This window comes from Synechococcus sp. SYN20 (genome assembly GCF_014279555.1).
In the GTDB taxonomy this organism is placed as follows: domain Bacteria; phylum Cyanobacteriota; class Cyanobacteriia; order PCC-6307; family Cyanobiaceae; genus Synechococcus_C.
This window is the reverse complement of record NZ_CP047959.1, coordinates 856194-877664: the sequence shown is the minus strand read 5'-3', so window position 1 is coordinate 877664 and position 21471 is coordinate 856194. Positions and strand designations below refer to the sequence as shown.

24 protein-coding genes and 2 pseudogenes are annotated in these 21471 nt (G+C 45.9%); 11 read left to right on the top strand and 15 right to left on the bottom strand.

Features of this window, described 5'->3' with window-relative positions; genetic code table 11:
- Positions 1 to 258 precede the first annotated feature (258 nt).
- Positions 259 to 558: a hypothetical protein gene (locus SynSYN20_RS04595; RefSeq protein WP_186524908.1), complete on the bottom strand. Its 300-nt coding sequence runs from the start codon at positions 556 to 558 to the stop codon at positions 259 to 261.
- A gap of 479 nt (positions 559 to 1037) precedes the next feature.
- Here SynSYN20_RS04595 and SynSYN20_RS04590 point away from each other — a divergent pair, with 479 nt between their 5' ends.
- A complete protein-coding gene (locus SynSYN20_RS04590; RefSeq protein WP_186524907.1) occupies positions 1038 to 1232 on the top strand; it encodes a hypothetical protein in 195 nt (64 codons plus the stop codon).
- A gap of 93 nt (positions 1233 to 1325) precedes the next feature.
- Here SynSYN20_RS04590 and SynSYN20_RS04585 read toward each other — a convergent pair whose 3' ends face one another.
- The 4 genes from SynSYN20_RS04585 to SynSYN20_RS04570 all read right to left on the bottom strand — a co-directional run bounded on the left by SynSYN20_RS04585 (position 1326) and on the right by SynSYN20_RS04570 (position 2938).
- Positions 1326 to 1577 carry a hypothetical protein gene (locus SynSYN20_RS04585; RefSeq protein WP_186525763.1) on the bottom strand — a complete coding sequence of 84 codons (252 nt, stop codon included), beginning with the start codon at positions 1575 to 1577 and terminating at the stop codon, positions 1326 to 1328.
- Complete coding sequence (locus SynSYN20_RS04580) at positions 1574 to 1726, bottom strand: hypothetical protein (protein WP_186524906.1); 153 nt, start codon at positions 1724 to 1726, stop codon at positions 1574 to 1576. The genes SynSYN20_RS04585 and SynSYN20_RS04580 overlap by 4 nt, the downstream gene beginning before the upstream one ends.
- Before the next feature lie 60 nt (positions 1727 to 1786).
- Positions 1787 to 2161 carry a hypothetical protein gene (locus SynSYN20_RS04575; RefSeq protein WP_370586711.1) on the bottom strand — a complete coding sequence of 125 codons (375 nt, stop codon included), beginning with the start codon at positions 2159 to 2161 and terminating at the stop codon, positions 1787 to 1789.
- Positions 2162 to 2671: 510 nt separating this feature from the next.
- Positions 2672 to 2938, bottom strand: coding sequence for a hypothetical protein (locus tag SynSYN20_RS04570; protein WP_186524905.1), 267 nt, complete (start codon positions 2936 to 2938; stop codon positions 2672 to 2674).
- A gap of 779 nt (positions 2939 to 3717) precedes the next feature.
- Here SynSYN20_RS04570 and SynSYN20_RS14425 point away from each other — a divergent pair.
- Positions 3718 to 4035: a hypothetical protein gene (locus SynSYN20_RS14425; protein WP_255476373.1), complete on the top strand. Its 318-nt coding sequence runs from the start codon at positions 3718 to 3720 to the stop codon at positions 4033 to 4035.
- A gap of 143 nt (positions 4036 to 4178) precedes the next feature.
- Here the strand turns inward: SynSYN20_RS14425 and SynSYN20_RS14660 are convergent, their stop codons facing one another.
- Positions 4179 to 4580 (bottom strand): NAD-binding protein, encoded by a 402-nt coding sequence (locus tag SynSYN20_RS14660; protein WP_370586710.1) that lies wholly within the window; start codon positions 4578 to 4580, stop codon positions 4179 to 4181.
- The gene (locus SynSYN20_RS14655) at positions 4469 to 4885 is read right to left on the bottom strand and encodes an NAD(P)-binding domain-containing protein (RefSeq protein WP_370586709.1); all 417 of its coding nucleotides are present in this window, start codon (positions 4883 to 4885) and stop codon (positions 4469 to 4471) included. The genes SynSYN20_RS14660 and SynSYN20_RS14655 overlap by 112 nt, the downstream gene beginning before the upstream one ends.
- Positions 4886 to 5002: 117 nt before the next feature.
- Here SynSYN20_RS14655 and SynSYN20_RS04555 point away from each other — a divergent pair, with 117 nt between their 5' ends.
- Entirely contained in the window at positions 5003 to 5197 is a 195-nt protein-coding gene (locus SynSYN20_RS04555; RefSeq protein WP_186524904.1) for a hypothetical protein, read from the top strand.
- A gap of 700 nt (positions 5198 to 5897) precedes the next feature.
- On the opposite strand, the gene SynSYN20_RS04550 is transcribed toward SynSYN20_RS04555, so the two are convergent.
- Together SynSYN20_RS04550 and SynSYN20_RS04545 are read right to left on the bottom strand one after the other, a co-directional pair.
- Complete coding sequence (locus SynSYN20_RS04550) at positions 5898 to 6122, bottom strand: Nif11-like leader peptide family RiPP precursor (protein WP_186524903.1); 225 nt, start codon at positions 6120 to 6122, stop codon at positions 5898 to 5900.
- Between the two features lie 716 nt (positions 6123 to 6838).
- A complete protein-coding gene (locus SynSYN20_RS04545; RefSeq protein WP_186524902.1) occupies positions 6839 to 6997 on the bottom strand; it encodes a protochlorophyllide oxidoreductase in 159 nt (52 codons plus the stop codon).
- Between the two features lie 1670 nt (positions 6998 to 8667).
- On the opposite strand from SynSYN20_RS04545, the gene SynSYN20_RS04540 reads away from it, so the two are divergent.
- Positions 8668 to 8952, top strand: a complete 285-nt coding sequence (locus SynSYN20_RS04540; protein WP_370586708.1) for a glycine zipper 2TM domain-containing protein — start codon at positions 8668 to 8670, stop codon at positions 8950 to 8952.
- Between the two features lie 1372 nt (positions 8953 to 10324).
- Here the strand turns inward: SynSYN20_RS04540 and SynSYN20_RS04535 are convergent.
- Positions 10325 to 10627 (bottom strand): hypothetical protein, encoded by a 303-nt coding sequence (locus tag SynSYN20_RS04535; protein ID WP_186524900.1) that lies wholly within the window; start codon positions 10625 to 10627, stop codon positions 10325 to 10327.
- A gap of 581 nt (positions 10628 to 11208) precedes the next feature.
- On the opposite strand from SynSYN20_RS04535, the gene SynSYN20_RS04530 reads away from it, so the two are divergent.
- Both SynSYN20_RS04530 and SynSYN20_RS04525 read left to right on the top strand, forming a co-directional pair.
- Positions 11209 to 11484, top strand: a complete 276-nt coding sequence (locus SynSYN20_RS04530) for a hypothetical protein (protein ID WP_186524899.1) — start codon at positions 11209 to 11211, stop codon at positions 11482 to 11484.
- A 2126-nt stretch (positions 11485 to 13610) separates the two neighbouring features.
- Positions 13611 to 13910, top strand: a complete 300-nt coding sequence (locus tag SynSYN20_RS04525) for a hypothetical protein (protein ID WP_186524898.1) — start codon at positions 13611 to 13613, stop codon at positions 13908 to 13910.
- A gap of 383 nt (positions 13911 to 14293) precedes the next feature.
- Here SynSYN20_RS04525 and SynSYN20_RS04520 read toward each other — a convergent pair whose 3' ends face one another.
- Entirely contained in the window at positions 14294 to 14692 is a 399-nt protein-coding gene (locus tag SynSYN20_RS04520; RefSeq protein WP_186524897.1) for a hypothetical protein, read from the bottom strand.
- Between the two features lie 545 nt (positions 14693 to 15237).
- Here SynSYN20_RS04520 and SynSYN20_RS04515 point away from each other — a divergent pair.
- The gene (locus SynSYN20_RS04515) at positions 15238 to 15579 is read left to right on the top strand and encodes an alpha/beta fold hydrolase (protein ID WP_186524896.1); all 342 of its coding nucleotides are present in this window, start codon (positions 15238 to 15240) and stop codon (positions 15577 to 15579) included.
- 527 nt (positions 15580 to 16106) lie between these two features.
- On the opposite strand, the pseudogene SynSYN20_RS04510 reads toward SynSYN20_RS04515, so the two are convergent.
- Both SynSYN20_RS04510 and SynSYN20_RS04505 read right to left on the bottom strand, forming a co-directional pair.
- Positions 16107 to 16301 (bottom strand): annotated as a pseudogene (locus SynSYN20_RS04510) (carbamoyl-phosphate synthase); the annotation flags it as partial.
- A 262-nt stretch (positions 16302 to 16563) separates the two neighbouring features.
- Positions 16564 to 16821, bottom strand: coding sequence for a hypothetical protein (locus tag SynSYN20_RS04505; RefSeq protein WP_186524895.1), 258 nt, complete (start codon positions 16819 to 16821; stop codon positions 16564 to 16566).
- A 286-nt stretch (positions 16822 to 17107) separates the two neighbouring features.
- Between SynSYN20_RS04505 and SynSYN20_RS04500 the strand changes: the two genes are divergently transcribed.
- Positions 17108 to 18358 carry a hypothetical protein gene (locus tag SynSYN20_RS04500; RefSeq protein WP_186524894.1) on the top strand — a complete coding sequence of 417 codons (1251 nt, stop codon included), beginning with the start codon at positions 17108 to 17110 and terminating at the stop codon, positions 18356 to 18358.
- Between the two features lie 39 nt (positions 18359 to 18397).
- On the opposite strand, the gene SynSYN20_RS04495 is transcribed toward SynSYN20_RS04500, so the two are convergent.
- A complete protein-coding gene (locus SynSYN20_RS04495) occupies positions 18398 to 18784 on the bottom strand; it encodes a helix-turn-helix domain-containing protein (protein WP_186524893.1) in 387 nt (128 codons plus the stop codon).
- Between the two features lie 283 nt (positions 18785 to 19067).
- On the opposite strand from SynSYN20_RS04495, the gene SynSYN20_RS14350 reads away from it, so the two are divergent.
- A complete protein-coding gene (locus SynSYN20_RS14350) occupies positions 19068 to 19238 on the top strand; it encodes a hypothetical protein (protein WP_222929755.1) in 171 nt (56 codons plus the stop codon).
- 267 nt (positions 19239 to 19505) lie between these two features.
- Here SynSYN20_RS14350 and SynSYN20_RS04490 read toward each other — a convergent pair.
- Positions 19506 to 20074, bottom strand: a pseudogene (locus SynSYN20_RS04490) (IS5/IS1182 family transposase); the annotation flags it as partial.
- Here SynSYN20_RS04490 and SynSYN20_RS04485 point away from each other — a divergent pair.
- Entirely contained in the window at positions 19968 to 20699 is a 732-nt protein-coding gene (locus tag SynSYN20_RS04485) for an EF-hand domain-containing protein (protein ID WP_255476372.1), read from the top strand. The pseudogene SynSYN20_RS04490 and the gene SynSYN20_RS04485 sit on opposite strands and share 107 nt — an antisense overlap.
- Entirely contained in the window at positions 20693 to 21454 is a 762-nt protein-coding gene (locus SynSYN20_RS04480; protein ID WP_186524892.1) for a Coq4 family protein, read from the top strand. The genes SynSYN20_RS04485 and SynSYN20_RS04480 overlap by 7 nt, the downstream gene beginning before the upstream one ends.
- Positions 21455 to 21471 lie beyond the last annotated feature (17 nt).

Genomic DNA, 21471 nt, shown 5'->3' with positions numbered 1-21471 from the left:
TCCGTCTAGCTGACAAACAACCAGCTCTGCAAACCAATAAATCGCGATTTTGATTAAAAAAATCTTAACCGCTAATAACAAGGCAGCACGCTGAGAACCCATTAAGACATAAAAGATAAAAGCTACAAAATGCTAACGCCTCAAGAAAGCATGCAAGGCAAAACCAAGAAAATTATTATCAACAAAGGTACGAATTGCCTGAGAAATAAATATCTAATTCAATTAAATACGTCGACTTAAAGACAAGAAATTATCAAGCTAGTCAACAAACAATTCAAGGTGGCGATTGTCAACTTCTAACATTTCATCCTCATTCTGGTGGAACCAACATCCATACATCAGATTAATAATACGGCCCACTTCAAGATCACGATCGGCAACCTCCTGCCACAGGCGACGAGATAACTCCCGATCATCAAGCTTGAACTGTGCCTGAACCAGACTTCTTGTGATGGAAAAATATGTCTGACGATCGTTGCGAGAACGACATTCAGAGGCAGCTCCAACGGACATCAGGGAAGGCTGAGTCTGAGAAGCGGTCATCGCAGCTTTGTTCATGAAGATTCTCCAAATTTCTGAAAGGGAAGCAGGCCTGCCTCCCACTGAATACGACAGCCGAGCTCACTGATTGATGCTGGTTCCATCTCTGTTACCGGGGATCGGAAGGCTGCTAAAAAGCAACTATCTTCAGATCTAAAGGACCATGGCTCTAGGCTGGGGTGCTCATTAAGCCAACACAAGGCCAAACAAAAGAAGCACGCATCTTGTTGAGACTGCCTTTATTGAGGCTGTTAAGCAGGCATCTGAGATCAGCCTGCATCTGCTGAGCACTCAGGTGGAGTGTCGTCTGCCAAAGCGCCTCCGATCTCACTCTCTACAGTTTGGGGCAGCCAACAGCCACTGGCATCGGTGTAAAGGCGCATTGCCAAACCAGCAAAAGCATCCAAGGATTTAAGGCTGTAATGATGAGAAGATCTGATGACGAAGGCTCTGAAGCCTAAGGTTGATCCATCGTTAGCGATAGCCACAAAGGATCAATGAGCGATTACGAAAAGTTGTTAGAGGGATTAAAAAAGGTGCTAAGCATTGCCAAAGCCAATGGAAATAAACTCTTTATCGAAAACATTGAACGAGACATTAGAGCTTTGGAAGCAGGTAAAGAATCACCAATCATTAAAAAGTGCCTAACACCAGAAGAGAGAATGCCCAATGATTCTGAACAACAAACCTAATCGGCTGGGTTAGACATTTCAAATGGCGAATAAACCAGGAAAATTTAAGGCTTTACAGCAACACAATCAAAGTTACAATCGTAAACAGTTTTATTACTGCTTTGGCTTTTTACTGATATCGCCAAAGTCATCATCGTTGGGCTGCAAAAATTGCCAGACAACAGGAACAGTAAAAACAATCACAAGACCAATGGTTGCAAGAATGGCAACTGTGTAATTTCCCAAAATCTTGATCTCCAAGGAGTCAGAGCATAAAGCTTTATAGCCGTGATCACAACGCGCTTCGCCACATGCCAGACGTACCGCAGCCTTCCCTATCAACAGACCAGGGATAAGGTTGATCATGGTCGATCAGGCTGCGCTTGAAGCGGAGCCACTTGGCGGTTGCGAGGGTCAAGGTCATTCCTCCATGGAGTGAACATCACAAAATTTCCAAGCACGAGTCCAGCCGTAATGATCAAGGCGGCTACCTGCTCAACTTTCTCAATCCGCATGCAACGACCTTGATGCTCTAGCTGTCACAAACAAGCTCCAAGCCGATATTGGGCCCAATCTCAAGCATCGCTGGGACTCACGGATTGAGCCTCACTGAAATCCACCACAAGGTCACCATCACCATCCCGTTCAATGACGAAGCGAAACCCATTCACTAAGCCAGACCATTCACCCTCTTCAGGTTCTGCACTCTCACCGGTCTGCTCCAAAACCTTGGTTTCAAACAATATGAAAAACACGTGGGCTGCAACCTCAGCAGCTTGAGCAGCATCCATGTCATCAAGATCATGGGCAGCAACCGAGCAACCCTCAAGAAGCTCTGGATCAATCACGATCCCTTCTCCCAAATCAGAGATCAACGCTTTAAGAGCATCGTCTTGCATCGCTGCCATCCCAAAGTGTTCTATCAAACTCGTCACTAGGACGTTGGTCAAGGGAGACAGCCCTCAAGCAGCTTGCAACAAAACGGGATTGCAGGGCCGCAACGCCCCACAAAGCCCCTTTAGCATCAGTGGATCACCGATGGAGAAAGAGTGCGTTTCGTCTACTTCAGTGTGCTGTTTGCCACCGCATACTGGTTTTTGGTTTCCCTCGTACGCTTGATTCTTGCCAAGCGAAACGTCAACGTCATCGTTGAGTCTCCTGAAAGAAGTGCAAACGTGAATGCACTCGAGCGAGCATGGACAGCAGAAAACTCCAAAGTCGAAGAAGAAGATTAGGAGACAAGTAAACAATCGCCGACAGACAAGAATCCTCGCATAAGTATTTATTCAATCTTGCCTTTAACGAATCAGCAAGAACTGATCCAAAAACATACCCAAAACGAAAGTATTAGCGTCTCTCGAAAACTTGGATTTCAGCGATTCAAAAAACAACCTCGTGAAGCCATCCAAATAACTTGAATAATCAAGCCTCCATATCCCAGCAATGATCCACAAAACCGTTCAAGCTCCAATATGTCGCCTGCAATAGTCTTCTAAGACGGCAAGGAACTCTGACTCCTCGGGCGGTTCACTGAATCGGCTAGCAGATTGAACGCAAAACTTGATCCATGTTGTAGAGGCATCAGTGCCAGATTGAACAACCAAGCTATACGCACGATCAAAGTCAACACCGTCCTTCAACATCTCTCCAATCGCTTGATAGAGACCATCCATCCCGTCAAGCTGAGGATCCGCAAATACAGCCCGAATCGTGTCTCTAGATGCCATTGGACTTAAAGCAAAGGAATGCTGAACCTTGGGATCAACCTCGCATTTTAATCGCCGCCGCCTCCCCAAAACACCCCAAAGAAGAATGAAAAGACATCTTTATCGTTCAACCAAGAGAAATCAAGACAATGATGACCGCCTTCGACAGCGGTCGTTTGGAAAGAAAGGATTCATGCACATATCAAAGACTTTCAAGAGGTGGTACGGCCATCTCCAAACAAAAATCAGAAGTCTTATGGCGCCAAATCAACATATAGCCGCCATCTGAACGATGGGCCAAGAAATCTCCATAAGAACCAAGAAACAGGTTAAACAACTGGACAAACGATAGAGAATACCCAGCAATAAATACAGGATATTAAAGAATCGTAGATTTTAAGCCCTAGGACGCCACTCACCACCATTAACATTACTGAAGCGATGACTGAAGCTGCCATCGATCAGCTTCAAAGCACGATTAACTCATACTTTGTGAAAGCTTGGGGAATCCCCATGGATGGTGGTTTTATATTTTTTTATCGAACGAGAAAGTCACAAATGCGCATCAGTCAACCATCTAGGCGATTCAGCGATCAGGCCAGCCGCCCCTACTACTTCAGATCACGTCTTCACCCAGAAGAAAGGAGTTAAAGATTGAGCTCTTCCGTGTTCTCCCTGAAGAACTGGAAAAACAAGATTTCGCAAAGAAGACCTCTTCATCAGTATTAGTCCCACACAACGTGAAGACTGGTCTTTTGGAAATGGCGTAGCACAGTTGCTACAAAAGAAGGCGAACTCAAGTGTCTGAGGTCATCAACGGGATCTCTCTCGGCAGCCAAGGAACACAACTTGACCAGCAGATTCAGACCACTCCACTCCAGCAGATGATCTGTGAGACTAGACACTATTTGAACGATTTGGCTATGCAGGAATGGACAGATGAGTTCATCATCAATGCTCAGCATGAGCTCATTGGCATGGTTAAAGACTGGAAATACGACTACGGCGCTGATGAAAAGGCCTGCTCAGCAATGCTTTTATGGATGGTTTTGAAGCTCAATCCAGAGGCTAAGATCGATGCAACTATGCTTCAGCCCTTTGATCACTTTCCCTGCTGATCAATACTTAGATGCTCCTTTCAGGCCGAGACGGCTTGCGGCAATTGACGAATGGGTAAGAGGTTGGATGATCATTCGATCTTTTATCTACGGACGGTGTTCGTATCAGTTAGGACGCTAAGAAAGCAACCCATGGAGAAGGTTCATTTCTCCTCCACTGACCCTCCTGTGAAAGCATGAAGCGCTGAATAATCACCTACATCCAGCGGGGTTCCTTGCCCACGTGTCAGGAGTTCAACCAACCCCGCGAGTGCCTCAGCATTCACCCCAGCCAGGGTCGCCTCACGTACAAAAGGCTGCAAGTCTTTGCGCAGCAGGGCGGTACTGAAGTTGGGATTGCTGAAGTCGTTCGAGCGCATCCGGTCGAGCTTTTTGTCGACGGTTGGTGCATAGAGGGCTGATGGGCGAAGCACCTCCATAAAACGTTCAACCTCTAAGCCTGAGGCTTGAACCAATCGCAGTGCCAAGGAATAGCCGTGGGTAAGGCTGGCAATGAGCTGGTTGAGAGCCAGCTTGCTGGCAGCTGCACTGCCGGTTGGCCACATCCACTTCGGAGCAGCAGACAGCAGTCGGTATGGAGGTCACCCAGCTCAGCAATCACATCTGCACTCTCGGGCCCGCCATGCAATACCATGATCACGGATTGACAGCCCTTTGCTGCTTCATCGAGGTTTTCGATCAGCGCAGCGCCCTGCTTCAGGAGCGGCTCACATTTTTTTGTGGTTCCGTTCCAGATTTTCAACGTCACTCCCTGCTCGAGCAGACGGCGGCCGATCGCCTCACCGAGCAGACCGGTGCCGAGCAACGCCATAGTAGGCATTAAATCGAAATTGTCGAACTCGTTGATCATCATCCAGCTAGGGCTGGTAAAGCAGATATAGATGGACTAGTGCAACTTCTTTGGAGCAGTCCTATAGAGACGGAAAAGATCACACAGAGGCTCAGCAAACAAGCCGCCACTAGGTTGATGGAAACAACCATGACAGGGGAAGCAGGAAACGAACAGGAAGGCGTCTACCCAAGAAGCAAAAAGTTCAGCAAGAATCGGCTAAAAGAAGCTTTAGCAGAAACAACCAAATGCTTAAACAGCGTGGACAACGGAACCAAGTCTGGAGCTGTCAGGCCAGAGGGATGTAGTGCTGATAAACACGCTTTCATCTAAGCGCACATCGCATGCGTTAGCCATTGTCTCAAATGTCATGTGGTCGTGCTCAAAAACCAAGCCTTAAGAATGACACAGGTCCAACAAAGACATTACTGATAGCGGAATCGAGAATAAAACAAAAAGGAACAAAAACACAAACCAAAAATGATGAGAATTCCAAGCATCTATAACCATCATTACTCCTAAACCAGACGGGACAAAGTTCAATGCACAACAGAACATCTCGACACAATAAGCCTGGATCTAGAAGAGTAAGTTTATGCCTGAAGAGAATGCCTCGACTCAAGGCACACCCCCTAACTGCGATACAACAATTACCTTAAAAGCTCAAGAAACAGATCCTATGAGCAATGAATGGTACTAAAACAAAAAGAGCCTCAATCCCTGCTTGAAATCAAAACGATAAATCTAATAGAACAACAACTATCTCTGAGACACATTAGAATAATCAAATAAACCCTTACAGCCTACACTTAGCGCAAGAAAAACAGCTCGTAACCTCTAAAGCAATAACATACTAAAGACAATTCTATCTTCGCTTAGGCAAACAATCAATAGAAAGATTATTGGTAAAAAAGGGACGAACCTCTAAAAGTCAAAAAGGTGACTTTGCAACCAAGCTAGAGGGGAGAGTTAATACGCAGGCTATCTAGTCCATGGACCTTATCGAGAAATGAATGTATTAATCAATAAAAAATTAGTCTCCACCCTCTAGATCTGCTTCCTGAAGCTCCCACAGCAACATACGTAATCCATTATCAGGATCGAGTTGAAAGCCCATATCCGCAGCAATAGCAGCAACTGCTTCCACATTAGGTGCAGACCTTATCCTAGCCTGAAGACTACTATCAGACTTAACCACGGCCTGGAATGCTTTAAAATATTGTTGTGACATGGCTTCAGGTGGGTATAGAACATTCATAGCACTGGTACACCCAAAAAACCAATGGTGGCGAGATTAAAAGTTATAGGCCTTGAGAAGAATTCAACAATAATTAAAGCAAGCATTAATTACATTATTCCTGGTAGAGCAAAAACAAAGAAAGGATATCAAAACTGTTACAAAGTCTTGGGATTCACGTGGTCACTACCAAACAAACACCTATACTTTCAAGAATGTCTAAGCGATCCCCTGGTGAAGGCATACAAATAACAAGACTATATTCCAAGGGTGGGGGATCAGCCCATAACTAAACCCTAAGATTCACTCAAAGCTACATATTTATGGAACGGCATGTCTCTAAAATTCTGAAAAAGTTTTACAAATCATGTGATAACGAAAAGAGGCAATACATTAGCAGACGACAATAAGCTGCATTAGCAAGACAGGAAAAGGATATTCAATGTTAAGTGGGTAGTTGGGGTTGCAGCCTCTTAACCGCAAAAGCGAACATGTTAATAATTCGGCTAATTGCACTTCGTATCACTTTCGCTAACAATACAATCAGAAGAGCATATTGCAGACGAAAACCGAGGGACTAAGTTTATCGAAAGACAAGGAAACGCAAAAATAGGACTTAAAGCAATGAATGGCAAATCATGCATTGAGAATTCAATCTCGACCATAATTGCGTTTACTTCTCTTCCACTACAAGCACCTAAATTATTTTGCAACCATTTTTTTTGAAATCAATGCCATCATCGCCCCCTAGATGATTTTACTTTGAGATAAAAAGCATCGTCAATTTCAGCTTGTCCGCATTTCGTCGCCATACTCTCGACGCCCTTCTTGACAACACCACGAATAAAAAAAGGAACTGCCTTGAGGCTTTTTTCGGCTGTAGGGGTCCAATGCATGAGTCGGAAGCGGCTTCAACCTTTAGTTTTGACACTAGAGAGGGAAGAGTTGATAAAAAAAGGAATGTCTGCGCTTTTCGTACAAACCAAATGCTTCTACGCTGACAGACAAGAGATTACAAAAGCTGTCTTCCGGGAAATAATTCTATTAATATTCTTTCGTTAATCATATCTTTCATGATCAAACAAAGCTAAGCAGACAATTGCTCAGATCGGTTACGGCATACACTTGCTTCCTAGAAATAGCTAGCCCATTACATATGACAATGGCTCAGACGCATCACCAAAGAGTCCTGGCACTGAATGGAAAATGGTTGCTGCTGCAACTTCACGATCTACTTTGATGGGTACTTGAAGTTTGGCGAAATCTAAGCGAAATCGACGATTGGTGCTGAAACTGCTCTAATCCTGATGGTGGAATTCTGCTTGCTGCGACTCCAATCGATCAAGAAGAATGATTGATGGGGCTAGTAATGATGGGGCTTCCAACTGAATATGCTGTATCAATGAATAAAAACATGGCTCCATTTAATAAATCATATTGGCATCTTTAAATATCTTCTATCTAATCAGAGAGTCTGAACGCTCTCTCGTAGCAGAAACTTATTAAATCCACAAAAAACATTTAAGCGGTCGTCTGTCTCCAAGATTTTTTCACCATTGGCTAAAAGACTAAGCCAGGAAAGCTGAGCTGAAGCTAAATAATTTCAGACATAGAGTTATCGACAAATTCCGCGACCAAAGGAACCAAAGGAATATGCGCAGACATTATTTGAAAAGCACTATTCAAGTACTACAATAAATTATAACTCCTCGGGAGAATCACTTAATCACATCACGCTTGACTTACAAAAGATGACTCAAGCCTTGACTGAGTCATCGGCTGCATAAATCACTAATAAATAATCATTTAAAAACTCAGCAGCATCTTTCAGCATTACCCCAATGGTCTCATCAATCGTTTCTATGCCATCGAGTAAAACCTGCAGCGAAAAATCCTAGAAAACGGCCCGCATCAACAAAATTTGTCATGTCAGCGAAATGGCATCAGTGTTCAGAAATCCTGTTGCTTTTACGCTTCGATTATTAACCTCAAAGTAGTTTCAAATGATCTCAGATTGCTCCTGAGTTTCAGCATCGACGCACTTAGGAGATTTGACGTTCTTGAGTTGGTGGGCAGCCAGTCACAGTTGATCAGTTTTCAGTGAACCACTATCACTAGCTTTTCTGTCCCAATCTTGCTTATGTAGAAGGAGTGAGGAGCTGATCAGGCTCCTCCCACCCAGCTGAGCGTCTGCCCTGAGGTGACATGGCTCGTTCTTAATGTGGCGAGTCCCAAGGCGCTCGGTTTTTATTGATCCACATGACGCAGATACTGGACAATCAGCTCGCAAACCGTACAACGGTTAACGCTTATCGCTTCGCGATCGGCATTCATTCCTGATGCCTTCGCTTGTAATCACAACAACTCAGAACAATATGCTTGAAGAGATCTGAACTGACCATAAAAACTATTCTCTAATCCATATCAGTCACATCCAGACGCATCACCGAGCTGATTCAGTCATCAAGTTCATGCTTATTTGGAGAAGGATGGTGTCGTTGCTTCTCAAACCATGAAAAGATCTGGGCTGGCTTTAGCTTTTATGCTACTAACAGCCACACCTTCATTGTCCGAACCATACACGGTGTATGACTACGAACGAGATAACTATGAACGAGACAACCTCTATAAGCGTTATCGCAGATCACCTCAACATTCCCAGGCCCGTTCAAACCGTGATGTCAATGTCATTAATGAAGATACCAATAGTTGCTTAGAAGGCAGTGTGATCGGAGGTCTATTAGGTGCTGGCCTTGGCGCAGTGTTGTCACGAGGCAATGGCCGCTGGATCGGTGTACCCGTTGGTGGTGCCGCTGGAGCACTTGTGGGTTGCCAAGTCGATGGGGGCTGATTCTCTGCCCAAGTGAATTCTTGAGTCAATCCTCAACCGTCATCCTCAGCACTCGCTGAGGACCAAAAGATTTCCATTGGTTGATGCGTGCGTCGAGCCCCGAGGAGATTTGACGTTCTTGAGTTGGTGGGCAGCCAGTCACAGTTGATCAGTTTTCAGTGAACCACTATCACTAGCTTTCCTGTCCCAATCTTGCTTATGTAGAAGGAGTGAGGAGCTGATCAGGCTCCTCCCACCCAGCTGAGCGTCTGCCCTGAGGTGACATGGCTCGTTCTTAATGTGGCGAGTCCCAAGGCGCTCGGTTTTTATTGATCCACATGACGCAGATACTGGACAATCAGCTCGCAAACCGTACAACGGTTAACGCTTATCGCTTCGCGATCGGCATTCATCCCTGATGCCAGCAATTGAACATATATAACAATTGGCAACGCTTCTTCCCAGGCCTAAGGAGGGAGCCGATAATCAAATGCTGGACCAGCACTTGATTATCGGCGTTTGAGGGCTTGGAAAGACCTTCCCTCACGCTGGGGTGATCTGCCCTTGAAGTCCCTGAAAGATTTGAAAACAGCTTTGAGGTAGGGGAAAAATCTATGGGACGATTCCGAAAATCGAAACCTAAGCAAACCACCTACCAATGATCGCGATAAGAGCTTTTCTCGCGGCGCCTCATAAATTGATATTGATGGAGAGACAAGGATCTACCAAAACCCAAAGAAACGTCACGCTGTCCAGAGATGGCCATCAGCATGCTGGCCCCTTAGGAGGGCCATCAATCATTTGTGCTTGTCGAAGCTGCGAGCTACTTGAAAATCATGTGCCCTCCGGCAGCTGCTCGGACTTGACACCTTCGACACCATATCTAGTAGTTATAGGGCATCTTCAAGCACCATGTTTAGCGTTTGCCTATCAGTTCCTCCCAGGTGATTAATTCTGATTGCTTTTTGGTTGTCGTTGCCCCGTTTGGTCTCGAAGCTACGGTTCCCCGCTTTGTTGGCAGTGTTTCTTGGTTCATTGAAAAAACGCTTATCTGTTCTCGCGCAGTGGGCTCTTTTTCGGGCACTTTGGCGTGATCCAGTGATAGCACAATCGATGGATCAGCGTCGATCACTTGAACAAAACGTCCATTTTGGACTTTGAAACAAGATTATCGGATGAATGGAACTTCTAGCCATCCCCACATACAAATCACATCTTGCTAAGTGATGGCCTCAAGTTCTGAAAAAGGGAAATCTGGATGCACTGACATGCTGTTGCCTTCAGCTCTGCAACGGACGTTTGAGTCAGGACCTGGCTCTACAACAATCCGTCTTTGAGAACGATGTATCGAGCAGGGCTAGATCTTCTTGCTGAAACTGGAGACAGCACGCAATCAACGACGGTTAGGACCTCGAAAAGGCCTGTCCTCAAACTGAAGAGACTTCCCCTCGAACTCTCTCAACGCTCTAAAAGCAGGGTCGAAGTAAAAGAAAATCTTAATAACATTTCCAAAAGTCGAAGCCCAGGCGATCCTGGTTCCGATGAGGGCAATCAGAGCGAACGGTACAGGTTGCCAGGTAATGCGAAAGTGCAACGGACGCTTGGTGTCGATGGTGCTCAAAAGGAAGAGAGTCGGGGCAATGATTACAGGATCAGTAACGACCGCAGCTGGATATTCGACGTAGATGAAGGTCATAACAGCCGCCCAATGAATACGGGACGGGAGGTACGGATACAGGCATCAATGTCAGTAGCACAGAGAAGAGTGCGTTCTTTTAGCAGGTGAAGCAGTCTCTAATAGCAGGAGTGAATATATCCTCAAACGAAGCTTTCGATACGCGAGTATCTACAGACTTGTACTGACGAAATGCGCGCTTCAAGCGCCTTCCCATAGCATTCTGTAGAAAAAGTGAGAGTTGAATGAAGACTTAATTAAAAATCTAAACGGGTACTATTACTTTCGCAATAACTGAATTGACAGAATAGATAAACCTCGACTATTCCAGTCTCATCCGAGAGGAAATCATGAGAGCTTTCAAAGGCGAACATAGCCACACCTCAATTACAGAGCGCTGGCAAGCTGTTGATGCTTACCTGGAATGCGTAACTCACTGTAATTTGCACGATGGGATTTGCATAACAACTTGTATCGCAAAATATCTGGAACCAGGTGATGACAAAAGATCGTAATTAGCTGTTAAGATTGATTGACCTGCTTCTCTAATCAGGCAGTGCAGGTTATGAATTCTTAAGGGACTACTTATGAGAAAACTTTTCATGAGCCTTGCTGCGATCACTTTTGCATACTCATTCTCTCCATCAATAGCAATGACTATTCTGGAGAAACAGAAGTTAACTCAGGTGTCAATTGCCACAGGTTGGATGCAAGCAACTTGCTATTACTACACAATGAATAAACTCAGCGAAGCAATAGCAAGAGACACAATCAAAGAAATGAGAAAAAATATGGCTGAGACAATGATGGAAGAATTTTACGATGAGACAAAAATATTAGTCGTGAAACAGCAGCCAAAATGTGAAGCACTATTTTGAGACTAAAATCAATGAGAAGAACAGATGGCTAGAGTTGACAAAGATCTGGCTTTTTCTTGCATAATTTTATTCTGAAATATCACAAAAAGCGAAAGAATGTCACGCTAGCCACGAATTAATCTCACCTCTTAAGCCCTCCTAGGGAAGAAGCCCCACCAGAAACACGGCATCCACAAGGGATTGGGAAACTCAATTAAAACCATTGCAACAACGCATATGCGCAACACGTCTTAGTGAGTATCTAACACTTGGCAAACGATGTGGTGTGATCTTTAGATAGCTGCGGATGTCCAGTAAACATGGCATCGAGACATACATCAACCTAGAAAAGATAGGTAGACAACGCGGCAAAGGATTGGGCGGATAACTCTTTTGGGGAACGCATTGATAGGGAGAATGACGGGGAAAAGCGTAAATTCCTCAAGAAGACAAAGTGAAAACTGAGCAAAGTAAATTTAAACTCTATTGAATATCAATAACTTAAAGCAAAACAAGATTGAAGACAACAATAAATACATGATGAGATCCATAGGCGTATCCAACAAGACAATTTGACGCCAAATCAAACCATTAATAAATAACTGCCTCGCTGCGGCCAGCGAGAAAAGTATTCTAAGGCATATTAAAAATTCAAAAGAAGAGAAGAGTACAGTAACAAAACCTGAGAACCTGGAAGTAGAATTACTGTTCAACCCAGCATAAAACTAATCTATAAAAAATTGATCCACGCTTTAAGGTGAAAAGACTTAAATGGCATTCTCTAGAAGCAATATATTTCTATATCGAGTGATGAGCTCATCAAGATTTAGGGGCAAATATTAGCCAATAGGTGCATAATCTGCTAATCAGTTATCGGTCGAATACCAACAAAACGAAATTTGCTAGGAGTATTTGAAAAAAAAGGAAAAGTTTCTGGAAACTGACATTAGCAAAGAATCCTCAATAGGCGGATAATGCTAGATATCAAAAAGAAATCATTATATCAACTAGAGGGTTTTAGGAAAAATTTTATCAAGAAACAGATCTAGTTTTCCTCCCAAGTGATTGTGCAACGATATGACGTATCTAACCTAATCTGAATTTCTTTGCAGGATGTATCAGTAATGGTTGCATCTTGTGGGACTTTGGACCGTAGGAGATTGAGCGTGATCTCCTCGCTTACTCCAGACCTGGTCATAGATTTGGTATTGGCCTGAGCATCAACTCCTAGCAGAAGCAACCCAGCAAACAATCCCAAATAGATTTTCATTGGTAGCAAGAAGCGGATTACATTAAATCACCTTAGACATGATGCATTGCAACCACGTGATCTGTTTACAAGAAAGGACATTCTTAGGGCATCCTCAAGCTTCTAAACCAAGTTACTCTTGCCCTATAGGTATGATTATTAATTTGAAGCAATATTCGCTTTGAAGATGGCTCGCCTTTTTATCTAATGAAATCACCAAATATCATTGGATAAATAAAATTCAAAAAATAAAAACCTTAATCAGATTTACTGTAGTCCTACACAAGCGAAATTCAATAACGCGGTGAATGATTTCAGGTGTTGCTCTCACCAAGGACAATCTACACTCAGATGATACTCTAGATGTATCTCGCGTCCGGATATTTGCAGTTAAGCAATGCACAACAGACAAGACCTGGCTTACGCCTGACTAGGAAGGAATAAGCCTGCTCATTAGCATCAAAGCAGAAGCAAAAGCTGACAGACCGGAAATCAAGCTAGGGCAACTGTTGATGCGGCTGGAACGCCTTGAGGATGTACCCAAATGACGTCTAGTTGTAGGCTTCGTTGGCTTTTATGGAGTAAAACCAGCAGAACTCATTGCCTTGTCGTTCGTAGCTCGCTAACTCAAGGTGGGCAACATCACATGCAACCTCAAAATAACATCAGCACCAAATAAGCCACGGACAGCTCGGGCTCTCAACTTGAAAGAGTTACCCGATAAAAGCGAAATACTTGTTCAGCTTTGGAAACGAAAGATCCCTAGTCATAAACAGATGAAAAGCCACAATTAGCTATATTAGTTAAAACCAACAATGAGAGACTCAAAATGAAGGATTTAGACCTACCTGAACTTATCGAAAGAGCCGGAGAAGTCTGGCTCTCGTGCATGCTCTTCATGGTTCAAGGGAACCTAGCTGCCATAACGATGAACCATGGCATCACAGCACTGAAGGTCAGTCTAGGAGTCGTAACTACTTACTTTGTTGCCAAAAAAATATTAAAAGTCGAGCAATTCTGGAAGACCCTTATTCTTTTAGCAATAATCACAATGATTATAGACTATCTGATACACCCAACCCATTTTGGAGAAGCATGGACAGAAGCAGTCATGACAGGCCTAGGAGCAAGTGCTTTTGCCACAGTGGGTCATTTTATAGCAAATCGTCGTACAAAAGGAATCAGACTGCGAAAATAAAATATACAATATGAGCATTTCAAAATAGTCTCATTGCAAGAAAAATACCTGCACCAAGAAAAGTTTTTTTCAATCAATAGAATCACCAATAACTCTTTTATAGCATGAACTGCTAGTTACAAGAAGAATCAGAAGATCCCTAAGCAGCGCAAAATATCGTCTTATTCTTGATAATCATCAGTTGAGAAGCAACTGCCTTAAGCCTTGGTGGTGAATGTCAGTCAGGAATGAGGAAGATGTCCCTCCATCCAGGCTTAAGCGAGAGACTGTCTGTTGCCTAATAATGAAAGATTAGCCCAAATATCATTATCTTATGCTTGACAGATAAAATTGCGACCATGAGAAGTTTTATTTATATCTGATTCGAGAAACTCAACCATATGTCACAGACCAGCAATCACAAAATGATTTCCTAATCCTTGGAAAAGAATATCCCAAAGATTAGACTGACTACTCATCTCAATCAGTGCCTCCTGGATCACGATTTGTACTTCATCGTCATTCAGCTTAAGAGCATTTGTAAGCTGCTTGAAGGCATTTCTTTCGTCTACATTAACAACACATCCTGACTCATTTCTTGACGAAGAAATAACCATGTAGGAGAGCCTTGCAATCAATAGTCGCGAGTCTTCATGCACACTTTCAGCAACAACCTTTAGGTCCTTAGAATCACGATATGCCTCATCCCAATTGCTAATCTTAATTTTATCAAAGTACTGATTTTCGAGATGAATAATCATTTTTTTCTCTTCCGTAGAAATATCATCATCGGCCAAGGCCATGAGATTGAGAATAATACGGAGGAAGGCGCCAGCTGTTTGCAGATCCACAAATAAAAAACGCTCTTCGTTTGAAAAGGATATCAATAAAAGGATTCATATACGGTTATTTTTGCTTTTCGTATTGAAAAAGCCTATGGCATTTCATCAGCGCTTATTTTTCAGAGTTAAGCGGGTCTGCAATTCGGAACTAATCGTTCATGGCAGTCCTTTTTGCAAAACCAAGCCATTGAGATTAATTTATTTGTTCTCTTCACATGATTCGAGAAAAAGTCTTTACTCATATTTTATTGAAGTGTTTTGATAAATAATTCTATGGGGAGATCGATAGCTACACACACGACCCCTGTGGGTGTTGTAGAGCTCTCAGTGCCATCAGCGGCTCAATCAGTTTCGTCGCAGGAAGTCTCACACGCAAAAGAATCAACCTCAAAACATGGGTTCCGTGCCCAGTTAATCGGCAATAAAAAATCCCGCTCGTGACGTAGCAATAGCTTGCACTTTCTCGCTTATTAGTAGTGTGCACATAAGTCTCCAGTTTCTTCATCATGGCTATCAATCGCCATTCGCTCGAACAGGTGCAGTTCGTCTCAGTGGATGGCGGAGCAATTCAAGTTCGTGTATATCAGCCCCATGCTGATAAAGCACTCATGCGGACTCCTTTGTTGGTTACGCACGGAGGACCAGGAGGTTCCAGCATCGGTCTATATGACGCTCTCAATCAGCTTGCAGATCAGAGACCGGTGATCTTCTATGACCAGCTCGGCTCGATTTCATCACCCGCTGAACTATCTCCAAAACAGATGACACTGGAGCGGTTTGCTTCTGAGCCACTTCAGATTCTTGATCAGCTGCACCTCAAGCGAGTGCACCTCTTAGGACACTCCTAGGGTGGCAGTGTCATGACTCAGTTTTGCTTGAGTCACCCAAAACGTGTAATCAAGTTGATACTCTCCTCTCCATTACTTTCAACACAAAAATGGATTGAGGATTGCAATCATCTATTACAAGCAATAAAGTCAAATTTAAGGGTTGATGCTGATATCAAAGATGAATTTGAGAAGCGTCATTTCTGTTTAAACAAGGAGGCGACTGATTTCATATGCAGTGAGAGCCGACGAACAAATAAACTTTTATATGAGTGCATGTGGGGATCCAGTGAGTTCGTACATTCTGGGGTCCTTTCTACCTTAGACTTTTCCCCAGATTAGATCGAATTTCAGCATCAACACTGTTGATCTGTGGTGATAACGACACGGCAACACCCTCAACACTTCAGAATGCAAAAGACAGGATTGGTCTAAATGCTCAACTGAAAGTGTTATCTAATGCAGGGCATAAGACATACATCGACCGTAATGAACAGTTTATTGAAATTATAAATACTTTTTTTAGACGAAAAATCTAACATTACAGCGCCGTAATCAGCAAAATTGGCATTGAGAAGCACATCAGCAAAGAACACACTGTTTTCGACAACAGACAGTGGCAAGAAGCCGCCGATTCCCGCTTGGTTCGGTGTACCAGCGCCCTGCAAGGCACCTTGAAAACCAAAGTTGGGCTTGACCACATCCTTAAGACTGATGCTCATCACACTAAGTTCATCAGCACTGCTTCTGGATTTTTTTTTAAAAACTGAAGGTAATATAATTTAGCCTTTGGAGTCATATTATCTCATTCAGATTAATCAAAAATGCTGTTTATTTAATAAATAATTAAGGCTAATTTGCACGGCTGCAGCTAGAAATCGGCTCGCCCAGTTCTACATCAACTCATTTGCTTGATGAGCCCAACTCACTCGAGGATGAGTGACATTGCCCCTTCGGATTAGCCCTATTCCTTCATCTGTTCGTCTTCTAAACACGCCATATCACTCAAGCAAATACAGCCAACCTGGTGACCCGCAGCAGTACTTCTTGTTGAAGCTCATCTATGGCGAGCATGAGGCGCACCACATAGCTCTCAGCACAAGTGTGACGCCATCCAGATCGACTCCAGAGATGGCAAACAACTGCTTGCTGGGCAAAGACTGTTCGCATGAGATAACGGAGGAAACAGCCGCGGCCATTCAGGACACCAAATTTTTGCGCATCATTTTGTGCATCAAAAATGATATTGAGTTTTTTCGGCATTAAAAAAGCGACTCTTGCAAGCCGCCAAAAAACCTGTTAGTAACTGGTTTTATTCTTGAAATGGAGCCAAGCGGATTCGAACCGCTGACCCCCTGCATGCCATGAAAAGCCAGCAGAACCTGAGAAGCGTTGCGACAACAGCAAAAACCTAAGTGACACTAGGCTTTCTTAGGGAAGACGCGACAACCTGCCACAGCCTGCTGCAGCAAGAAATAGCAGAAATCAGACTTGAAAATCAGACTCATTTCTGACATCCTTAAGTCACCTGCCCGCCAAAAAGAGACTCATGGCTCAGGCGCAGCAGTGGTTAAAAACACTCCGGCAAGGCGTCAAAGGTGACTACGGACCTGGGTGGGGCCTCAAAGATCAATACGGTCGCTTCAAAATTGGAAAGGCTGAAGCTGGCAATGCTCGCCACGGTCGAACGCAATTCATATCGACCGATCTGCTCTTCACGCGAGGGAGTCATCGCAAGGTTCTCAACCTGATTGGTGAGCTCGTCGACCGAATGGATCAACTCAACATTGGAATGACTGACGCATATCAGTTGGTCAGAAATAGCCCTGAAGTCACTGGTGTCGACCTGAACTGGAGCGAAGTCCAAGGACGTTACAAAGACAGTCGGGTTGGTTCAGGCACCGTAAAAGCAACGAACTACGCAGAACACGAGGAATATCGAATCAATAGAGCCGTGGCTCTAATAACTGCTCGAAGTGGTGCCGCACACGATGGTGGTGGATTGATGCGGCTCTATGCCAGAAAACACCTGATGGAGATGGAGCCAGGATCATCAGGGCGAAAACGCAACATGTTGGACGTCGCACGGTTCCTGAAGTTTGCCGTCAACAAATGCGGAGCGAGCAAAAAGTGGTTGCCATTGGAATGCGACGACATGAAGGAGCTGATCGGTAAGCGGCAATCCACGCCCAAACCAACAACACCGATCAAACCAGAAGAACTTTTAGTCCTGCTGAATAGTTTGGAGTCAGATCCTGAATTAAGGCTCGCCGTTGGGCTCGTTGGCTTATTTGGTCTTCGTCCAGCGGAACTAATGGTTCTGAACGTTGAAGATGGCGAGTTGATGGTCGGCAACGTAAAGCGCAACGCTCACACTGCCGATGAGCGAAAACCACCAAGGAATGCTGTTGAGCTACCGCTAAAGGAGATACCAGGCGAAGGTGCCCGACTCGTTCAGCTGTATGCCAGCGGATTGGTGAGGCTCCCAAAAAGCATCAGAACCCTCGAACCAGACGCCTACAAAGCCTGCGGCCACACATTCCGCCAATACCTCGATCGAAACCCAACCTGGCAAACGCTGAAACAGAAAAATCCTGAACTAACTCCCTATTGCCTAAGGCATGGCTATGCATGGAGGTCGGCAAAGTATTATCCCCAGCCAGTTCCCTTAAGAGACACTGCGTGGATGATGGGGCATGACTTACGAACCCACATTCGCCATTACGGCCAATGGACTGACACTGCCTCTACAAAAATCGCAGTTGATGCTGCGATTAAATCCCTAGAAACAATCACTTAATTAACACTCTGAAAAATATTTTCTAGTGGTCACACCGCCTCAAATCTCGGAGTTGACCTCTTCAATAGCGATATCAATACATCCAGCCAAGACCGCCCACTGCTGACCCGTCCATGGCGGTGATGACCAAGCACTGAAGTCAAGGGTTTTGTTTGCAGTTTCTGCAATGATCTCCCATTGCTTCTCAAAATCGTTTGTTGTCTTGCCCATCGGCGCTGAAGGCTGCACCTGAGGTTTATCAATTCTTGGACGCGTTGATCGGGCGAAACGTGCCTCAAGACCTTCCCTTGAAAGCAACCGTCGCCGTACATCCTGATAATGCAACCTTGGCGGCGACGAATTCAGAGCGGCATAAACAGTACTTTTGGATCGACCAAGAATTTCGGCAGCTTCAGCAACAGAAATCAATGTCTTAGTTGCACTCATGAATTAAATTAGGCGTGGGAAAAAGTCTGCAATACGTGTAATCTTCTAACTATTCTTTCGCGCATTGCCTACAAAAACAGCGTGCCTCGAATCACCCCACTTAATATTAGCCAGCAAGGACCCTTTTTACCACAGAAGATATTGCAATTACTGCCCCAACCAAGTATTAACCAGACCCACCACGAGTTGGGGGTTTACTTGATGCGGTGAATCCTTCGAGAAGTCCCCTTTTACACATGACCCTCAACACTCAGATGACGCTGGCTCTGCTGAAGAGCCATTGATGACACTAAGAGCTAATGACGCTGATAGCTACAAGTCTTGGCTTGCACTCGGCATCGAAGAGCTTTGTGGGGATGTGACTGGTGAGGTTGAATCAGAGTGGATGGTTCTTCTATTGATTGAAGAAAAAATGTACAGACTGATGGCGTGGCAACTGGGCGTCAGCTTTTAGTTCTTTTGGGGGATAAGCCCCTGAAAAGAATCACTCGAATGGGGGGGGGGGGGGGGATGAGATCAACAGCAATAATGGCGATGATGTATTCATAGGAAGGATATTCGGTTCTCCCTTAAGTCAATTCTCATCAAATTGGCTTCTCAAGCTTAGACATACTCTTCATAAACAAGAGTATTGTGAATTTAAGGGGAGGGCAATTCTCGTATCACTCTTATTAAATGGAACTCCTCCCTTCAACTTATTAAGATTTGATGTAAGTGCTCACTGTTCAGCGCCGGTGGTCTTCTTGTGAGTACCGGGACGATCTACCGCCATCACCTTGGCGGCACTCGCTATCCGGTGCCCGTCGCTTGGGTGACGCGGCAGCCGACGATCAGGGCATAGCGGTTGTCCATGAGAACGTGGCTCCGGTAGCTGGACAGTGCAGGATGCGCCTTGGATTTACGGCACAGGAATGAGTCGGGATCGGTGCTGGAGCGGTGGGTCTTGTTGCTGAGCTTGATGCCTCGGAAATTCCCTTTGGCTCACTTCTTGCCGGACTTTGGAGCACCAAAGCCCTCACCGGAGCCTGAGGGTGGCGGCGGTGGATCGTCCTGCCCATTGATCCGCTCCAGGGATGCATGGGACGCCCAGGCCTGCAGCAGCGTGCCATCCCCTGAGAAGTACTCGTCGCTGAGTAGTGGTTTCACTTCTGGAGATGCCATCCGCTTCTCCAGGAAGCGCTCCATGATCTGTTCGTTGAGCAGCCGCTCTCGGTTTTTGGTAAACGTGATGGGATGCAAGATCGGATCATCAGGGCTCAGCCCCACAATCCAGCTGAACAGGAGGCTGAACACCACCCAGCTAGCTTCAGAATTCCTGCTGATCGGCAACTCGATGGATCCCGAACTCCAGCGCCGTTATCGGCAGTTGTTTCGGTTTTACGACGTGCAGGGTGATGGCTCCCTGAGTGTCGAAGGCGACTTCCAGCAGGTGGCGGAAGCACTGGCGGCACGGTGGCAACATCGAAACACCCCATTCCCCGACATGCTTGGGCTGCTATTGGGCACCTATGCGCATGAATCAGAGCGGCGCGATCTGAACCACGACGGTGTGGTGGATGAGCTGGAATTCGTGGACTCACATGCCCCCGTGGTGCAGGCTTTTTTGGGGATGCGCCCACAGGCTGAAGCTTTCATCGCACGGGCTGCCGGCGCATTCTTCGACTGCCTGGATCTTGATTGCGACGGTGTGCTTGAGGTGGGGGATTTAGAAGCCTATGCAGCGGCCTATCGTAAACCCACCGAAGGGATCAGGGCGAATCTGGCACGGATGCTGGCGGCTTTCGCTCTGCCGCCGGATCGTTTGCCCCGTCAGGTGTTTCTTACATTGGTGGAGCAGTATTGGTTCGACCCTTCGCCGGACGTGCCTGGCCGCTGGCTGTTCACCCTCGATTGCCCGACCGACGCCTCATGCTGAACATTCCGAACCTGTTCGCGGAAGCCGAACGGGACGATGCAAGAACGCCGCAGCCCACCAGCGCCTTCGCAGAAGAGCAGAAGCCCCATCTGGAGGCCACGTTGCCGGCGCTACTGGAGCTGATTGAAAAGCCCGACCGAGTGCCCAGCGCCCTGGCGATCCTCAACCACAGCTATTCCAGTCCACTGGCAAGGATGGCCCGTCAGCGGCTGCGGGCTAACCCAGAGATCGCCGCCTTAGTTGGCGAGCGCTATTGGGGCCATTGGCCCAGCATCGAGGAGCTGGCCGCTATGCCCGCCGGAAGCCTAGGCCAGGCGTTCGGAGCGCTGCTACAACAGGAAGGACTCACCCTGATCCCCCGCCCTGAAGGGCTGGACCAACTCACCGACGACGACCAATACCTGCAGCTGCGCACGCGCGCCTGCCACGACCTGTGGCACCTGATCACAGGTTTCCCCACCACGCTGCCGGGCGAGGTGGCGCTCAACGGTTTCGGAGCACGGCAACTGCGCCAGCCCGGCCCGGTGCTTCTGCTGGCAGCCGATCTGCTCTCCCGCGCGCACCTCAACGACACCACACCCGATCTGGCCGACGCGGTGAGCTTCGGCCTGCGGCTCGGTGGCGTGTGTGCACCTGTGCTAGCCCAGCGCTGGGAAGAGGGCTGGGAGCGGCCACTGAGCGAATGGCGCGTTCAGCTGGGCATCAGCGAGGAACTCCGACTCAGTCCGTTTGCGGTGAGCCCTGCCGTTGACTGACCCTGCAAGCAAGCCAC

Bases quoted from the DNA above. Each gene is read 5' to 3' on its own strand.
- SynSYN20_RS04595 (WP_186524908.1), bottom strand. From the start codon at position 558: ATGAACAAAGCTGCGATGACCGCTTCTCAGACTCAGCCTTCCCTGATG.
- SynSYN20_RS04590 (WP_186524907.1), top strand. From the start codon at position 1,038: ATGAGCGATTACGAAAAGTTGTTAGAGGGATTAAAAAAGGTGCTAAGC.
- SynSYN20_RS04585 (WP_186525763.1), bottom strand. From the start codon at position 1,577: ATGATCAACCTTATCCCTGGTCTGTTGATAGGGAAGGCTGCGGTACGT.
- SynSYN20_RS04580 (WP_186524906.1), bottom strand. From the start codon at position 1,726: ATGCGGATTGAGAAAGTTGAGCAGGTAGCCGCCTTGATCATTACGGCT.
- SynSYN20_RS04570 (WP_186524905.1), bottom strand. From the start codon at position 2,938: ATGGCATCTAGAGACACGATTCGGGCTGTATTTGCGGATCCTCAGCTT.
- SynSYN20_RS14660 (WP_370586710.1), bottom strand. From the start codon at position 4,580: ATGTGGCCAACCGGCAGTGCAGCTGCCAGCAAGCTGGCTCTCAACCAG.
- SynSYN20_RS14655 (WP_370586709.1), bottom strand. From the start codon at position 4,885: ATGATCAACGAGTTCGACAATTTCGATTTAATGCCTACTATGGCGTTG.
- SynSYN20_RS04555 (WP_186524904.1), top strand. From the start codon at position 5,003: ATGGAAACAACCATGACAGGGGAAGCAGGAAACGAACAGGAAGGCGTC.
- SynSYN20_RS04550 (WP_186524903.1), bottom strand. From the start codon at position 6,122: ATGAATGTTCTATACCCACCTGAAGCCATGTCACAACAATATTTTAAA.
- SynSYN20_RS04545 (WP_186524902.1), bottom strand. From the start codon at position 6,997: ATGCATTGGACCCCTACAGCCGAAAAAAGCCTCAAGGCAGTTCCTTTT.
- SynSYN20_RS04535 (WP_186524900.1), bottom strand. From the start codon at position 10,627: ATGACCTTCATCTACGTCGAATATCCAGCTGCGGTCGTTACTGATCCT.
- SynSYN20_RS04530 (WP_186524899.1), top strand. From the start codon at position 11,209: ATGAGCCTTGCTGCGATCACTTTTGCATACTCATTCTCTCCATCAATA.
- SynSYN20_RS04525 (WP_186524898.1), top strand. From the start codon at position 13,611: ATGGTTCAAGGGAACCTAGCTGCCATAACGATGAACCATGGCATCACA.
- SynSYN20_RS04520 (WP_186524897.1), bottom strand. From the start codon at position 14,692: ATGGCCTTGGCCGATGATGATATTTCTACGGAAGAGAAAAAAATGATT.
- SynSYN20_RS04515 (WP_186524896.1), top strand. From the start codon at position 15,238: ATGGCTATCAATCGCCATTCGCTCGAACAGGTGCAGTTCGTCTCAGTG.
- SynSYN20_RS04505 (WP_186524895.1), bottom strand. From the start codon at position 16,821: ATGCCGAAAAAACTCAATATCATTTTTGATGCACAAAATGATGCGCAA.
- SynSYN20_RS04500 (WP_186524894.1), top strand. From the start codon at position 17,108: ATGGCTCAGGCGCAGCAGTGGTTAAAAACACTCCGGCAAGGCGTCAAA.
- SynSYN20_RS04495 (WP_186524893.1), bottom strand. From the start codon at position 18,784: ATGAGTGCAACTAAGACATTGATTTCTGTTGCTGAAGCTGCCGAAATT.
- SynSYN20_RS14350 (WP_222929755.1), top strand. From the start codon at position 19,068: ATGACACTAAGAGCTAATGACGCTGATAGCTACAAGTCTTGGCTTGCA.
- SynSYN20_RS04485 (WP_255476372.1), top strand. From the start codon at position 19,968: ATGATCTGTTCGTTGAGCAGCCGCTCTCGGTTTTTGGTAAACGTGATG.
- SynSYN20_RS04480 (WP_186524892.1), top strand. From the start codon at position 20,693: ATGCTGAACATTCCGAACCTGTTCGCGGAAGCCGAACGGGACGATGCA.